General features: G+C 40.4%; 15 protein-coding genes and 1 pseudogene. 2 read left to right on the top strand and 14 right to left on the bottom strand.

Going from position 1 to position 16,318, the window contains the following annotated elements; all coding sequences use genetic code 11:
• The 13 genes from EKN16_RS26985 to EKN16_RS33580 all read right to left on the bottom strand — a co-directional run bounded on the left by EKN16_RS26985 (position 1) and on the right by EKN16_RS33580 (position 13,580).
• Positions 1–1,110 (bottom strand): sensor histidine kinase, encoded by a 1,110-nt coding sequence (locus EKN16_RS26985; RefSeq protein ID WP_125664039.1) that lies wholly within the window; start codon positions 1,108–1,110, stop codon positions 1–3.
• Positions 1,103–1,798: a response regulator transcription factor gene (locus EKN16_RS26980; RefSeq protein ID WP_125664037.1), complete on the bottom strand. Its 696-nt coding sequence runs from the start codon at positions 1,796–1,798 to the stop codon at positions 1,103–1,105. Before EKN16_RS26980 ends, EKN16_RS26985 begins: the two co-directional genes overlap by 8 nt.
• A 40-nt stretch (positions 1,799–1,838) precedes the next feature.
• The gene (locus EKN16_RS26975; RefSeq protein ID WP_125664035.1) at positions 1,839–2,360 is read right to left on the bottom strand and encodes a VanZ family protein; all 522 of its coding nucleotides are present in this window, start codon (positions 2,358–2,360) and stop codon (positions 1,839–1,841) included.
• Between the two features lie 37 nt (positions 2,361–2,397).
• On the bottom strand, positions 2,398–3,255 hold the full coding sequence (locus EKN16_RS26970) for a M15 family metallopeptidase (protein ID WP_125664033.1): 858 nt from the start codon (positions 3,253–3,255) through the stop codon (positions 2,398–2,400).
• A gap of 338 nt (positions 3,256–3,593) precedes the next feature.
• The gene (gene gtfA, locus EKN16_RS26965; RefSeq protein WP_125664031.1) at positions 3,594–5,063 is read right to left on the bottom strand and encodes a sucrose phosphorylase; all 1,470 of its coding nucleotides are present in this window, start codon (positions 5,061–5,063) and stop codon (positions 3,594–3,596) included.
• A 12-nt stretch (positions 5,064–5,075) separates the two neighbouring features.
• Positions 5,076–6,032, bottom strand: a complete 957-nt coding sequence (locus EKN16_RS26960; RefSeq protein ID WP_125664029.1) for a carbohydrate kinase family protein — start codon at positions 6,030–6,032, stop codon at positions 5,076–5,078.
• A gap of 119 nt (positions 6,033–6,151) precedes the next feature.
• Positions 6,152–6,976 carry a carbohydrate ABC transporter permease gene (locus EKN16_RS26955; protein ID WP_125664027.1) on the bottom strand — a complete coding sequence of 275 codons (825 nt, stop codon included), beginning with the start codon at positions 6,974–6,976 and terminating at the stop codon, positions 6,152–6,154.
• Complete coding sequence (locus EKN16_RS26950) at positions 6,976–7,857, bottom strand: carbohydrate ABC transporter permease (RefSeq protein WP_125664025.1); 882 nt, start codon at positions 7,855–7,857, stop codon at positions 6,976–6,978. Before EKN16_RS26950 ends, EKN16_RS26955 begins: the two co-directional genes overlap by 1 nt.
• Positions 7,858–7,954: 97 nt before the next feature.
• Positions 7,955–9,334: an ABC transporter substrate-binding protein gene (locus EKN16_RS26945; protein ID WP_125664023.1), complete on the bottom strand. Its 1,380-nt coding sequence runs from the start codon at positions 9,332–9,334 to the stop codon at positions 7,955–7,957.
• Between the two features lie 369 nt (positions 9,335–9,703).
• Positions 9,704–10,714, bottom strand: a complete 1,011-nt coding sequence (locus EKN16_RS26940) for a LacI family DNA-binding transcriptional regulator (RefSeq protein WP_125664021.1) — start codon at positions 10,712–10,714, stop codon at positions 9,704–9,706.
• 299 nt (positions 10,715–11,013) lie between these two features.
• Positions 11,014–11,955 carry an alpha/beta hydrolase gene (locus EKN16_RS26935; RefSeq protein WP_125664019.1) on the bottom strand — a complete coding sequence of 314 codons (942 nt, stop codon included), beginning with the start codon at positions 11,953–11,955 and terminating at the stop codon, positions 11,014–11,016.
• 32 nt (positions 11,956–11,987) lie between these two features.
• The gene (locus EKN16_RS26930; RefSeq protein ID WP_125664017.1) at positions 11,988–12,965 is read right to left on the bottom strand and encodes a LacI family DNA-binding transcriptional regulator; all 978 of its coding nucleotides are present in this window, start codon (positions 12,963–12,965) and stop codon (positions 11,988–11,990) included.
• A 489-nt stretch (positions 12,966–13,454) separates the two neighbouring features.
• Positions 13,455–13,580, bottom strand: a complete 126-nt coding sequence (locus EKN16_RS33580) for a hypothetical protein (RefSeq protein ID WP_269462715.1) — start codon at positions 13,578–13,580, stop codon at positions 13,455–13,457.
• 17 nt (positions 13,581–13,597) lie between these two features.
• Between EKN16_RS33580 and EKN16_RS33575 the strand changes: the two are divergent.
• Positions 13,598–13,753, top strand: a pseudogene (locus EKN16_RS33575) (DUF6262 family protein); the annotation flags it as partial.
• 151 nt (positions 13,754–13,904) lie between these two features.
• On the opposite strand, the gene EKN16_RS26920 reads toward EKN16_RS33575, so the two are convergent.
• The gene (locus tag EKN16_RS26920) at positions 13,905–15,107 is read right to left on the bottom strand and encodes an IS110 family RNA-guided transposase (RefSeq protein ID WP_125664015.1); all 1,203 of its coding nucleotides are present in this window, start codon (positions 15,105–15,107) and stop codon (positions 13,905–13,907) included.
• Positions 15,108–15,664: 557 nt separating this feature from the next.
• On the opposite strand from EKN16_RS26920, the gene EKN16_RS26915 reads away from it, so the two are divergent.
• A complete protein-coding gene (locus EKN16_RS26915; RefSeq protein WP_125664013.1) occupies positions 15,665–16,294 on the top strand; it encodes a nitroreductase family protein in 630 nt (209 codons plus the stop codon).
• Positions 16,295–16,318: the final 24 nt, after the last annotated feature.

Below are 16,318 nucleotides of genomic sequence, written 5' to 3'. Positions count from 1 at the left end.
TTAACTAATTGCTTTGGATACGATTGTTTGTGGTAATCGGACTTCAAAAAGCGTATAAATGACACTGCTCTGGGCCGAAATTGCACCTTGATGCTGCACTACAATATTCTTCGCAATAGACAAGCCCAGGCCAGTGCTGCCCTCACGATGTGTTCGCGCTTGATCACCGGTAAAAAACATATCGAAGATATGCGGCAGCTCCTCCGGAGGAATGCAACCCCCGTAATTGACCACTTGAATGACCACTTCTTCTGCGTCAGTATGGCAATTAATATCGATATACTGGCCATCTTTTCCATAGCGAATGGCATTCGTCAGCAGATTTTCAAATACGCGTGCCAACAGCTCACCGTCACCCCAAACCATCAAATGCGGGGTCACATTCAAACGGGTTGCTAAGCTATTTTTCTCAAAGGCCGGGTATAACTCCTCGTTTAACTGGATGAGAAGCTCGCTCAGATCGATTTGTTTTTTTTCAATGTTAAGCTTGCCATAGTTCATTCGGGTGATTTCGAATAACTCGTCAATGAGCTTTTCTAATCGCTGAGACTTGGTATAAGCAATGTTCGTATAGTGCTTGATTCGTTCTGCACTCAGCTGATCGTCCTGAAGAATGAAATCCAAATAACCTAAAACGGAAGTTAGCGGCGTACGCAAATCATGAGCCAAATTCAAGACCAATTGTTCCTTGCTGTTTTCTGCATAGTTTCCTCTCTCCAAAGCTTGCTGCAATTTTTCACTTGCCAGATTAATGTCTTGCGCAATATCCCCGAATTCATCATTGGATGGAATATGGATACGACTGTTGAAATCGCCATTGGCTAGCTGATTAATTCCGATCGATATTTCACGAAAATAATCGGCATAACGTTTGGTGAGGAGATAGAAAAAACAAAAGGAGAGAGGAATGAAAATAATCAAAAAGAAGTTAATATCTCCAATATTCCTCATGAAATAACGGACTTTAGTTAATGGATTTTCAAACAAGGTCGTATAATAATAGAGCTGGAGAGCTTTGTAGAGCAGATAGGTAACAGAAGCGGAGAAAAGCATACTTAAACCAAAGAGTTTAACTATTTTAAATCGAAAACTTCGGATCATTTTAGCCATTGAATGTATATCCCACCCCCCAAACGGTTTTGATTAGTTTGTTTTTATGAATATCTTCTCCAAGCTTCTTCCGCAAGGTTCGAATATGTACCATGACCGTATTGCTGCCTTCATAGTAGGCATCACCCCACACTTGTTGAAAGATGTTTTCCGCACTAAAGACTTTCTTCGGATGACTGGCTAGCAGATACAGAATATCAAATTCTTTCGGAGTTATCTCAATCGTTTCACCATAAAGGCTAACGGTGCGTTGTTCAGGATAAATGATCAATCCACCTGCTTCCAGAACAGATTTGTTCGCTGTGGCAGGCTGGTTCAACTGCGTGGAACGCCTCAGCTGAGCATTCACGCGAGCAACCAATTCCATCGGGTTGAACGGTTTGGTCATATAATCATCCGCTCCATTTACCAGTCCTGTAATCTTATCAAGGTCGGTCGCTTTGGCGCTTAAAAAAATGATCGGCAGATGATGCTGAGCTCTAATTTGCCTGGTTGCATCATAGCCATTCATCTTAGGCATCATGATATCCAAAATCGCCAAATCAACGGAATGCGTCTGAACAACAGAAACAGCTTCCAGTCCATTAGATACTTTAATGCAGCGGTAACCCTCTTTTTCTAAATGCAGCTCTATCAGATCGGAGATCTCTGCCTCATCATCCGCTATCAGAATTGTGATCGACTTCATTCGTTCCACCTCTATATCACCCTAGTATCGCTTCATTGTATCAGATCGACCTGCCATGTGGTTGAATAACACTTGATGCAGTTACTGCCTTAACGAATAACTTGAAAGAAATGAACCCGATCAAGCCGCCACTTGAATTTAGTATGAGATCATCGACATCAAAATTTCCAATAGAGAATAAGGCCTGTGCGCATTCCAAAATTAGACTTAAACCTAAGGAAAGTATGAACAATTTTATACCTGATATTTTTTTGTTTCTTAACATTAAACCAAGAAAAATACCGAACGGCATGAATATCGCGAAATTCCCAACAAGGTTAATGAGGCCATGCGTTGATAAACTATGAACCGTTCTGGATATTTCTTTAAAGGGAATCAGATTACCTTTTTGAAATTGCCTACTGATATAATCAGGATTCCCCAGACTCATTTTAAGCTGCTGCCAGAGAAATGTCATGTCGATTGAGCCGAACTTAAATAGAATAATCTTGAATAACGTGTACACATACAGGATAAACAGGACTTGGATCTTAATATCATTCAATCTTTTCTGATGTTTCATTCGCCATCCTCACTTTCTTGAGACTGATACACCGTGATCACGAATACACGGTCACAATGACACCGCCCATGTTATCGCTAGATATCTCATAGCGACCATTCGCTGGAACAAGGATCGTTGTGTTTTTAGAGACTGGATAATAAGAGATCTCGTAGGTTTGATGATCTACAACAGTCTTAATCGTCTTCTTTTCTTTCAAGAAATCCAAATATTGTTCTAGGACAAAATTCTTTTCCTTCATAATTGCGCTGTGCGGCAAACCCACATAGCGAAAATGCCAGGGCTCAGACTGAATACCTGTGATTGCCGTTTTGTCATCCGGATAACGTAAGATAAATCCGTATTTCCATGCGTTTTTTTTCAGCCACTTTCCTTCAGGCGCTTTACTCATCGCCGCTTTCGTAGATCCGATATCAAGCGATAAACCCAGATTATGTTCGCTGTAGCCTGCTGGCAACGCATAATCAGCGCCCATTTGTCGATAGAGCTCATTTTGTTTTTCATTGTCCCGATAACCGCTGCTGATTAAAAATCGGTTAACTCCATCCTTTTCTGCCGCCTCAATCATTGTTGAGAATTTGTGCACCAGGCTCGGCGACAACTCAATCGTTTTATCCAGCACGATGAATCCCTTCATCAGTTCCTTATGCTGAAACAGATTGACCGCTTCGGACTCTTCGCCACCTGCCGGCACAGGATGATCCTTATTGACCAACAGTAAATTGCCGTCGTAAATCCGATCTTTTGTTACTCTAAGCTCTTTCATTTGAGAAGTCGCCTCTTGCTTTTGATTGTCTTCTTCCGGTGGTTTCTCATTAACGACTTTCAGTTTATATTGAGCAACTCCATAACCAAGCAATAAAAGTATAACAAGCCAAAAAACCCACTTCTTCATCTTTAGTTTCCTCCTAACCATTCACTCTAGGATAAGGAAAACTATATAAAAAGAAAGGGGGTTAAATATAAAATTTTTCTTAAACTTCTACATCATCGAGGGTAAGCATACTTCAAAGACTGTACGAATCAGCCTGCTTTAGACAGTGCTCCTTCCGTATGCTCTCTACATAGCTCCCCTTAATAGAAAGAAAGTCCCTATGATTTTCATATCATCGGGACAGACTTGGTGTTATACAATTACACTCAGTAAAAAACTTTAATGTAACTGAACAACAACAATAATTATCACATGTAAAAAATCTCCGGAACCAATTTGTGGGATGTTCAGCACTGAGGTTATATAACATATTCGACTACTTTACCGTCCTCATCCCTATACTCAATGACGGACTTGTTTGTTTGAAGATTGATAAACAGACTACAAGACTGATCATCTTTTTCCCATGCAAGGCGAATTTCATTCTTAGGTGAATCTAGAACTGAAAACTTCCCATTAAAAGCACCATACTCATTTCTAAACCTTATCAGCTCTAAAAGTCTCTGAACTACTTCTTTATCAAGAGCTTGGTTAATTTCCTCTATGCTAAAGTTGTGGCGGTTGATTTCTCGACCTTCTGTGCTTTTCCTAACGCCTTCAAGATCATTTTCTCCTGCGAGTAGTCCAACATAATATACCTGGGGTATCCCTGGTGCAAAAAATTGAATGGCTCTGGCCGCTAAGTACGCGTCGTCGTCGCAATTCAGAACGGAGTAATACGAGCACCTGATTTGATGAACATCAAATCCATCATCAGACTTATGCTTATCGGATAAAATGAGACTAAGGTTCGAGCCTCTTTCTAGACAAACATCCACTAACTTTCTTGCTTCTGTCGTATCTATTAGGTCATCCATATCCGGCTTAACAGGAATGCCGTCATGACAGTCCAGCATAGTAAACTGCTTTTCAGGGCGAGTTCTGAGATACTGACAGAGATCATCGCTGGACTTATTGATCAAAGTATCAAGTACTCTGTATGGAAGTATGAAATCATAAATCCAACAGCCGTGCTCCGCCAGCTTGTATTGGGTCGTATAGTGTGCGTGAACTTCAGGAAGCAAATCAATCTCTAATGAATCTGCAAGGTCCATGATCCAATTAAGGAATTCGTATATTTCCGGTTCAACGAAAAAACAGCTTGTTCCAAGCTTCTTAATCACATATCCTACCGCATCCAACCTTACGATCTTTACGTTTTGCTTCTTAAAGTTCATAAAAAATTCCGTAATGAGTTGTTTAAACTTCCGAGATTTAATATCAAAGTCAATTTGTTCAGAAGGATCCGTCTTACCGAACGTCGTCCATACCTTTTCTTCTTCACCTGTTTCCTTAATAGTAAAAGCAGAATACGGGAATGGTCTACGCAAAAACATTTTTGCAATATCTTCTGGTACTGGCTCGCCATCCTCCCAAAGCTTGTCCAAAGTTAGGAATAAATCAGCAAATTCGGATGTTCGTCCTCTTTCAAGAAAGTCCTGAAAATAATCAGATTGCCTTGAAATGTGGTTAACCATTAAATCGATCAATACATCGAAGTTTTCTCCAATGGCTCTTATATCCTCCCAAGTACCAAAACTCGGATCGATTTCCAGATAAGTCAATGGGGCAAATCCCCTATCTCCCGAAGATGGAAATGGAGGCAGAATATGAACTCCACCTTTAAATATATCTGAAAAATGCTCGATAAGGACTTGGTTAAGAGCCTTCAAATTTCCACCTAAGGAATCGGGGTAAGTGATAAGTTGCACCTGATTTTTAACAGCCATACTGGGAGCCTCCTATAATCCATATCGTTCTTTTATGACTTCTAGCTTCGGCAAATCCACGATTGCACCGGTATATTTCAGCTGATACGCACTTACCGCAAAGCCTAATGCCAGCGATTCTCTAATTGTATATCCTTTAATCGCTGCCGTATAAAATCCTGACCAAAATGCATCTCCTGCTCCTGTCGTATCTACAACATCTGTGGCTAAGGCGTTATATTTAACCGTCTCTATCCCATTAGAAACGATTGCGCCTTCCTTACCCAAGGTCATGATTACAAGTTTTGCACCCAGTTCTAAAAACTTTCTTATCTGATTTTCATGTGTATCTTTGCCAAACAATCTTTCTGCATCATCCTCGGAAGGCTTTATAATGTCGACCTTGCCTATGATGGATTTAACATATCTAATACCATCTTCGCCTCTTTGCCATATCATCGGGTGATAATTGGGATCGAAACCTATCAGAATATGATTCTCTCTTGCCTTTTCAATCACTTTTTCGATCGAATGACGGACTGGCACCATCGATATAGGCCAACATGAAAAGTGAACGATCTTTGAATTTATCAAGTATTCTTCAAGGACCGGAGTAAAAGCTAAATGATAATCTGCCCCTCTATAAAATATAGGCGTGGGAGATGATTTACTCTTTGTTAAAACGACCAGGCTCGTCGGATAATCAGTCCGCTGAACACAATTCGTATCGATATCCGCATTACGTAGTTGATTGATCAAAAACGTACCTAAACCATCTTTACCCACCGCTGAAGCTACAAGGGAGTGAATGCCTAATTTTTTTACGTTCATAGCAATATTGGAAGGAGATCCACCGAAAAGCTTATTATAAGTACTAGATTCAAAATTATCGCCATATTCAGTAGATATCATATCTATAAGAATTTCTCCTACGGTTAAGATATCGTTGTTGTTTTTTTGAAACTCTATCTTATCGTCGAATCCAAACACATAATGTCCTCCTCATTAACAAAAATCTTTATAGGGAATATGAATTCTCCCGATATCGTTTCCAAATTGGGACGGGATGCGCAAGTAGCTCATCCCGTCCATTGGCAGTCAACATGGTCCTATTTTAAAGCTCCCTCAGTAATACCCTTAATAATATGTTTTTGAAGTATGAGGTAAAGTATGAGTACCGGAATAATCGTCATGATTAACCCGGCCATCAAAGGGGAATAATCAACGGAATAAGTTGAGAAAAACCCATAGTTAGAAAGCGGTAACGTCCTCATGTTAGGAGATTGTAACAGCAAACTCGGCAAGAGATAGTCGTTCCAGATCCAAAGCGTATCCAAAACAATGAGAGTTACCATTACCGGCTTCAACAAAGGAACAACGATTTGAAAGAAAGTTCGAAGTCTTGAGCTTCCGTCTATGGAGGCTGATTCTTCCAACTCAAGGGGTACTCCTTTTATAAATCCATGGAATGTAAACACGGCAAAAGGAACACCGAATCCCAAATACATAAAGAGCAAAGTTGCTATTGAATTAAGAATTCCAAGATCTCCATATATGACAACCAAAGGAATCATCAACGCCTGAAACGGTAGCGTCATAGATGCCAGCATAGAAAAGAATAATATGCTGTTCACTTTCCATTTGAAACGAACAAACAAATAACCTGTCATTGACGAGAAAAAAATGATAATCAATACACTTACAATCGTAATCAAACTGGAGTTCAAAAATCCCGTTATAAAATCCATATCCTTAAAAGCTGTTTTGTAATTGCTGAAATTAAATTGAGTTGGCCAGGAAAGCGGATTTTCTACGAATTGTTGGGTCGATTTAAAAGTATTCAGTATAACCACTAAGAAAGGAAACAAAAAAACCAGTAATAATATATAAAGGGAAATTGTTTTCAATAATATCGATATTTTAAGACCGCGCATTACTCTTCGACCTCCAATTTTTTCAAAAAGTACGCTTGAGTCAAAGCGATAATGGCAACAACCCCGAATAATACAACGGCTTCTGCCTGCCCTACTCCATATTCATTTGAAAGAAAAGCCTTTTGAACGACATGATAGGCAGACAACTCAGTAGAATTGAATGGCCCTCCCTTGGTTAAAGCCAAATTCAGATCATAAGTCAAAAAGGAACGTGAAATCGAAATGAAAATACAAATCACAATCGCTGGCGCGGACAGCGGAAGGATGATTTTTCGAATCTTAGTTAATCCATTTGCTCCGTCAATGCTTGCAGCCTCTAAAACGTCTACTCGAACGCTCATGAATCCGGCAATGTAAATAATCATCAGGTATCCGATAAATTGCCAAGCCGACACGATAACCAATGCCCAGAATCCTTTGTCCGTATCTGTCAACCAAGAAGTTTCGAATAGGGTCCATCCGTATTTTTCACCTAGATAGGGCAGGACTTGAGAAAACAGGAGCTGCCATAGATAGCCCAACACAAGACCGCCGATGAGATTGGGTGTAAAAAAACCCGTCCGGAGAAATTGCTGTCCCTTAAACCCGCTTGTCAATGCAAACGCAAGAAAGAATGCTGCGACGTTGGCAAGTACAACCGTAAAAAAAACGTACTTCAATGTGAACCATAACTGGGTTAAAAAAACCTTATCACGAAATACTTCCGCATAATTCGCGAACCCGAGAAACGTATGATCCCCTAATCGTACGTCCCAATTCGTAAGCGTTAGGTATAGTCCAAAAAGAAACGGGATCAAAATAACTGAAAAAAAAGCAAATATCGAGGGTCCGCCGAAGAGCAAAAAAGTGCCCGTATTCTGTAAAAATTTCTTGTTTGTCATAGCCATTACATCCTCTTGTCAATAAATTGGTAAATAATTGAAGGGTATCGGCAATTACCGGATACCCTTCTTTTATTATCATACTAGTGGACTATTTTTATTTTCCGGCAGTTGATTTCCAGTAATCTTGAACTTCTTTCGTTAGTCCCGCACGATCAATCTTGTTCACCAAATACTTCTGCATTGAAGCGCCGGTCTTCGCCCAGTAATCCGAAGGTAAGTAGTTGATGACCCCGATATTAATAGTCTTGCCATCAGCTACATAGTTGGAGATGGCACTAGACATTGGATTTGAACTTTCGACCTTTAAGTTTTTATAAGGCATTGCAAGGCCGCTTTCACCAATAATTGCTTTTTGACTGGCTTCACTTGTAATCATCCATTCAATAAACGTTTTAGCCGCTTCTTGTTGCTCAGGTGTCGAGCCCGCATTGTCAATAGCAAACAATTTCGGCTCAGTGTAGGCAACCTGTGAATTCCCAAAATCAGCAGGGTTATCGCTGATCGGAACGGGAAGTATCCCGAAATCTTTATCACGACTCTTAAGTGGTCCAATAACTGACCATGACCAATCTCCCATAAAATAGAAGGCTGCTTCGCCTTTTGCAAAATCCAAACTATCTTTATTATAGTCGGCAACAAGAGGATCGTTTTTCCGAGCATTGTATTTTTTCAACAAATCGAATGTATCCATCAAGCCGTTATACGCTTGGTTCGTCGACAAATCGACAGTGCCATTTTTCAGACCCTCTACGAATTGACGATTCTTCTCCACGTCATTAGACTGCAACGAGTATGCCAAGCCTAGATAGTGAGCGGCCAAGGACCAATCCGCACCGTGAATTATGACCGGAGCTTTACCGGCAGCCTCGATTTTCTTAAATAAACTCTCTAGATCACTGCGTGTTTTGATTGTTGACGGATTGAAAGCCCCACCGATTGCTTCCTCAACTACACGTTTGTTATATAACAATCCGTATCCTTGTGCAGAATAAGGTACGCCGATAAACTTGCCGTCAAGCAATGCACCATCTATTGCACCTGGTAATGCGAGTTTTGCATATTTTGCTTTCTCAGATTCCAAATCGAGGAATTTGTCTTTATATTGAAAAATCGTTCCCGCATCTAGATTAACGACTGTTGCTGGATTTCCGGAGGCCAGAAGTGATTGGAATTTCTCAATCTGCGCCCCTCCGATTGGCGTAGGAATCAGCTCCACTGTCACATTCGGGTGCTCTTGTTTGTAGACTTTGAAAAGCTTCTCAAACACCGTATTTATTTCTGCCGACGTATTAAAAAATGTAATCTTCACTTCCTTGGATGACTGCGATGCAGAACCGGTAGCTTGTTGTGATTCGCTCGGCTCACTTGAAGTTCCTGATGCATTGTTTTTTGTATTATCTTTAGAGCAAGCTGCTAACAACGAAAGAACTAATGCAATACATACCCCTAAAAATAGAACCTTGGATCTTTTCATTTATATTCCCCCAAAGATAATTTTGAAAGCGCAAACAACTCGCTCTCAACTTTATATTAACCGCTTGACATATAGTGTGTCAAGCGGTTGACATATAATATATTTATTACACTGTTACTATGTTACTACACGACAAATCTCATTCGTGATGCGCAAAAAACATGTTTGGGGCAAGAAACATGTTAGGAGATAAATTATAGCAGGTAGGAATAGGATACAAGATACAATTAGGGGGGGGGATGTAGCGATGAAACGTACGAGTAGAAAAAACAAAGTCGCCCTAGCTTTCGACCAGAAAACGGACGAGGTGCAGAGCGACAATTAAAGGCGCTAAAGGAAATGAATAGCCCAAACCTAAATTGGTTTTTGCTACGTAGTCCCTCTCTCCACTAATGTGACTTCTAATGTGTATCCCTTTTCCACATGCTCACCATTGATTTGTTTTATAATTAATTCTACCGATTGTTTGGCCATTTCCTCAATCGGTTGCTTAATACTTGTAATTCCAGAGGGAGCCATCAGCGAAGCCAGAATAACGTCGTCATAACCAACAATTTTGACATGTTCAGGAATTTTCTTGTCCATCTTTGAACACGCTTGAATTGCATATGCTGCAATTACATCACTCGTTGCAAATATTCCATCAACATTTTTGTTTTCTTGAAAAAAACAAATGATCTGCTCCACAATACTGTCTAGATTCGCAAAATTATTGATTTCTAGGTAAAAATTCAAATTCTCGACATTTCTTCTTTTGCATTCCGAAGAAAATCCATCATATCTGAGTCCCGCTAACATACTCTTATTATTCAAATAATTTCCGGAATAACCTTTTATCCCTCCATAAAGAAATGCAAGTTGTCGGCAACCCTTATCGATCAATATTTTTGCCGCCAATAGACCGCCGTTATTATTATCAGAAGTTACAAGAGGAACGTGATCAGCAATACTTCTATCAAAGGACACTATAGGTAGGTTTAATTGCAGATAATCATCGGTTTCCAATAACATACTTCCCATGATTATGCCATCCACTTGATTCTTTTTCAGCATATCAATGTATTCTTTTTCTTTTGTCCGATCATGTTCTGAATTGCACAATAACAGCTTATATCCATTTTGGAACGCATAGTATTCAATATATTGCGTCAGCTCACTAAAAAACGGGTGTGCAATCTCAGGAATAATTAGGCCAATCAAATTTGATTTTTTCCTAAACAATGATCGAGCAAGCTCATTTGGTTGATAATTTATCTCTTTCATAACCTGATATACTTTTTCTCGTGTGGCGTTACCTATGTATCCCCGATTATTGAGTATGCGGGATACGGTAGTGACTGAAACTCCCGCTTTCCTAGCCACATCATCTATAGTTGGCATCAGAGTTCCTCCTTCATGTTTACTACGAAATAGATGTAATATTAACGAAAACGCTACCAAAATACTCTCTTTTTATCTTCTGTATTAAAGAATTAACGCTCGTTACATTATAACAGGAACAAAATGCTAAATGTAGTACAATAACAACGCTAACAATATTGAAGTATTTATGCTCACTTGCTCGTTAGAAAAAAAACGGCTGCAGAAGCAACCGCTTTTTCCATAGTCTCCGTTAGTGTTAGCAACGATACAGATATAGTATGATCAAGCCCAAATGGGTGAACATAAATAAACCAAACCTATTTCACTTGATGATTCAGAGCTCTATTTAAAGCATCGACATATCCTTTGCTCGCACGTAGACTGACTTCCGCTTTCGGGACAGCTAATTCGAAAGCATGAAAGCATCCTGGGTATAAGTGAAATTCGACGTCTATACCAGCTTCGGCTAGCCGAGATACATATTCAATTGTTTCATCGCGAAATGGATCTAATTGTCCAACGCATGTATATGTAGGTGGTAATCCTAGATAGCTCTCCGCTCTTGAAGGGGCAGCATATTGAGAAATGTCACCGCCTGAGAGTTCTCCCAAATATAGACTCCAAGCTGCTACATTATTGGTACGATTCCAAACAGAATTGTTTGTGGTAATTTCGTGACTGGAGACTGATAGGTTACGATCGTCAATCATCGGATATAATGGCATTTGAAAAGAAATAGCGGGGCCACCTTTATCACGAGCCATTAAAGAAAGGGCCGCCGTTAATCCTCCTCCTGCACTAGCCCCGGCGATGGCTATTCTTGTTATGTCTATATTTAATTCTACAGCAGAGTCAGCCATCCACTTCAGTGCGGCATAACAATCTTCGATCGCCGCAGGATAAGGATGCTCTGGAGCCAGACGATAATCGACAGAAACAACGACGCAGTTGGCTTCCACAACAAAGCGTTCACATAAGGCATCATCTGAGTCTGGATGACCGAGAACATACCCTCCGCCGTGGATCCATAATAATGAAGGTAAGTTTTTATCCATTCTGTTTGCCGGTTCATAAATCTTAATTAACAATTCTGAAGCAGGCCCGGCAATCATCAGGTTTTTAATCGCAACATCCGGAGACTTCTCACATTCTGGTATAGGGAAGTTGCGGAAATTCTCCAAATCATATGGCAAGTTCAATTGTGGAAGTACAGCCAACGTTGATCTTAGCTCCGGTAATACTCTACTTTCAAAGTCCATACTAATCCCCTTTAATGAATATTGAATAAACTTTAAGTTGATTGTCTCTCGATCAATTTCACCGGCAAGATATTTTCTTTCGGTACATCTTCTCCTTCAATCTGCTCAATGATGAGACTTACAGCCATTTTCCCGATATCCTTGGTTGGTTGTTTAATCGTAGTAATACCGGGGGTGATCAATTGTCCTAGCTGAATCCCGTCGTACCCAACAATCTTGACATCCTGCGGAACGGACTTACCGATTCGATAACATTCTTTAAGAACCTGAGCGGCGATGATGTCACTGCTCGCGAATACGCCATCAATATCCGGATGCTCCTGAAACATTGCGGACACGAGCTGTTCATATTCATCGTAATTGAACCCGTTTAAATCTGTTTGCAAAACTATGTGCTCAATTCCCTTGTTTAAGATTACTTTCTTAAAAGCATCGTGCCTCAGTTTTGCCAATAGATTAAGATGGAGATTGCCGCTTATATGCGCGATTTTCTTGCAACCCTTTTTTATCAACAAATTTGTAGCCAGCTCTCCCCCTTTATAATTGTCTGATGAAATATAGGGAATTGTATCCGTAATCTGACGATCTAAGGTCACCATCGGTAACTTGATGGACGTGTAATCTTTGGTATCCATCGTATGGCTGCCCATAATAATGCCATCTACCTGACTTCCCTTTAGCATATTGATATACTCTTTTTCTTTCAGCTTGTTTAACTTCGAATTACAAAGCAATAATTTGTATCCGTTTTTGTCTGCGTAATATTCAATATAGTATGTCACTTCACCAAAGAACGGGTGGGAGACGTCCGGAATGATAAGACCAATAATATTTGATTTTTTTCGAATCAAGGACCGGGCAACTTCATTGGGTTGGTAGTTCAGTTCTTCCATCGCTTCATGTACTTTCTTCTTAAGCATCTCACTGATATATCCCCTATTGTTCAGCACTCGGGATACAGAAGTTACAGTCACACCTACTTTCTCCGCGATATCTTTAATCGTCGCCATTGGACCTTCCTCCAAAATGAGCCTACCTGTTTTATTGTCAGGGGTGCACTCTTTTTCTATTCTTATATATTGGTATTTTCTCTGTTCTTAGAGATAATGTATGAGTCAACTTTCTACGAGTGACTGACTTTTATAGAAGACTAATTATTAATGTAGCTAAAGTATATGTTTAGCAACAAGTTGTGTCAAGCGGTTGACATGTCTTCTTAAGTGGGTCTCATACATCAGTATGCCAAGATTTCCAATCAACTGATGCGATCGTTGTGAAATTATCCTATATGTCGAATCATGTCAGCCCTGTCCAAAGAGATGGAAGTAATTCTTGACTTGCTTAAGTTCCCGCTCTAACGACCCCTTTGTTTCTCACTTTTCCTTCGTAACATAGTCGCTCGGTTTTTAATCGAAGTTTCGATTTTAATACTACTTTGTGAGGATGAATGCTTAAGCAAGTTCTCTGAGGTAATTGTTGTTTCAATTGCGGGTGTTTAACTATGTTGTCCCGTGCCGAATAAAGGTGCATAGCGTTAATCCATGCGCTTGAATTAATAAGAGCTTGTCTTTTTTCCATTGCTTCTTTTCTTTCTGCATTGGTTTCCCGTTCACTAAATTCACCATTTAAACGACTTAAATGACCTACTCCAAAGCAAGTAAAGCGTGAGATGAATGATGCGAATAAGGATGTACTCATCGAAACGTTAAAACGCAAAATCAAAGCACTGGAGAACGAGAACAAAGGATTACGAGAAGAAATGAAAAAGGCTTATGCTCAGATTTATGAAAAATTTTAGTTGCACTTCATTGAGCTATTCCAGCTAATAGCTTGTCAATATTTATTTATTAATGAACAAAACGAAGGATGCTATACTGGAAAAAGGATATGACAAATAACCGTCCCACAGATATTGGGAAGGTTTTCCTCCATATCTAAGCGCTGCATATTCAGTCTAGGATGAATGCTTCTTTCTTGGTCAAAATCGCAAAAATCCAGTGGAGCAGTTTATTTGCACACGCGATTATAGCTACTTTAAACAGTTTTCCCTCTGCACGCTTTTTATCGTAATAAGCTCTTATTCTTTTGTTACGTGAGCCTTTCAGACCACACCTTACAGCTTGATATAAGGCTGTCCGAAGCCTCCTAGAACCGCGTTTGGTGATTTTATTTCGTGTTGCTGTAAACTTGCCGGAAGCAAACACACTTGGATCAATACCGGCAAACGCAACCAGTTTCTTTGCGTGATCGAACCGATCAATTTCCCCGATTTCAGCTAAAATTGTTGCAGCAATTTTGGTGCCAATGCCGGGTATCGATTGGACTAAATCATACTCTTGTAATTCTTCAGCCAGAGCCTCTATGGATTGATCAAGTTTCGCTAGATGCTCTTGGTATTGAAGAAGTAAGTTAATGAGCAATTCTAAGGCAATTAAATGACTCGGAAAAGCAGTCTCCCTAAAGGGATTTCGCTCTGCTGCAGCTATTAGCTTCTGTGCCCGTTCCAGCGACCACCGGTTAGAGTTGACATGTCCCACAAGGTGCTGTATCCGAACCGTTACGTCGTTCTCAGACATGGCCAGCACCGATTGAGACGTTGGGTATAGAGCCAGGAAACGGAGTGACACCTTCGAATAAAGGTCGCCAAACACGCCATGATATTCCGGAAAGACCTGATCTAACACCGCCTGAAACTGCAGCTTTGCTTGGACATACATACCCGTCAGAGACTCATATTGCCGAGTCAGGTAACGGAGATTCATCAGATACTGACCCCGCTTTTTGTAAGGCTCCAGCTCTTCTTTGTAGAACATTTCCCCCAGTTGATACGCATCAGCAACATCCGTTTTCACCTTGCGTAATTGGCTCTTTTTTGCTTGGTGTGAAAGGAACGGATTGATAATAATGTACAGATACGGATGCTCATCCAGGAACTGAATGACTGGGCTGTGATAATGGCCCGTTGCTTCTAATACAACGGCCGGACGCTGCCTAGTAAAGGACTCCAAGTCTTGAAGATAACGGAGGAAGGACGCTAATCCGTCAAGATCGTGCTTAAACCGGAAGGTCTTTCCGTAGGGCGTTCCCCGATCTGAAAAAGCTTGTGCATGACTTTCTCCTTTAGATACATCCAATCCAATAACAGGGTTCATTCAACCACTCCTGATCTGATATTCGCCGGCAACCCCTAGCCTTCTTGTCGTCCACAGTATCGCTTGTTATCCGGGATCTCTGTCCCAACCAGCCTAATCATGGTTTAACAAGTAGGGGGGATGAACGGAATAGCTCTCGGGATCCAAGTCCCACGGGCAGAAACGTTCGATCCCCGGCTACCGTAATCTTATGACCACACAAAAATAAGGTCTACCAGAAAGATCTGGTGACCTTATAATACGAACGGGCAGGATAGTCAGGGTTGATTTTTGTTTTGTGGAGAAAGTAGGGATATAAACAGCCTGCTGAAAGTCTTCAGCAGGCTGCTTGAAGAGTATGGATAGATCAGGTGAGGATTACAGATCATTATCATTTCATCATAGAAATTAATCCATACTATACACAATGGTCTTGTTTTTGTGACTAGGTCATTATTTAATGACTACTTTTATAAATACGTCTATTAATATAATATTGAGATCGAACTTGATATTGAAAGTTTGGAAGATAAGTGCATGGCTTTGTACCAACAAACGAACCAGGAGGGAAAAAGACAATGACAGTAACCAATGATTTTAATGAGGTTCTATTGAACCGTCGCTCAGTAAAACAATATGATACTTCAGTAAAAATAAGTAAAGAAGAAATGACTGAAATTTTGGCAAAGGCGATGCGTGCACCCTCAACATCCAATACACAAACTTACCGTTTTGTTGTAATTGATACACCTGAGGGTAAAGAAAAGCTGGCGAAGTTGGCGCCGCATAACCAATCCCAAGTGACAACTTCATCAGCGGTTATTGCGATATTCGGCGATTTACAAGCAAGTGAAAAATTCGAGAAAATGTTCTCGAAAACCGTCGAACTAGGTTTTATGCCTGAGGAAATCAAAAATCAATTTCAACCCATGCTTATGCAGCGTGTTGCAAATATGTCAGAACGTGAATTGCGAGATTGGGTGCTTACCGATGCTGGGCTTGTCGCCATGCAGTTTATGCTCGTTGCGCGTTCACATGGTTACGACACGAACCCAATGGGTGGCTATGACAAGGAAAATATTGCAGAAACATTTGGTTTGAAAAAAGAGCGGTATGTCCCGGTTATGATTATTTCAGTTGGTAAAGCTGCAGCTGAGGGTCGCGGATCGTATCGATTCCCGGTCGATGAAGTGACATTTTGGAGATAACGAATAGAGCCAAAAAGATGACTC

Source organism: Paenibacillus baekrokdamisoli, from assembly GCF_003945345.1.
Taxonomy (GTDB): Bacteria; Bacillota; Bacilli; order Paenibacillales; family Paenibacillaceae; genus Paenibacillus_Z; species Paenibacillus_Z baekrokdamisoli.
This window is presented reverse-complemented; position numbering and strand designations above follow the sequence as displayed.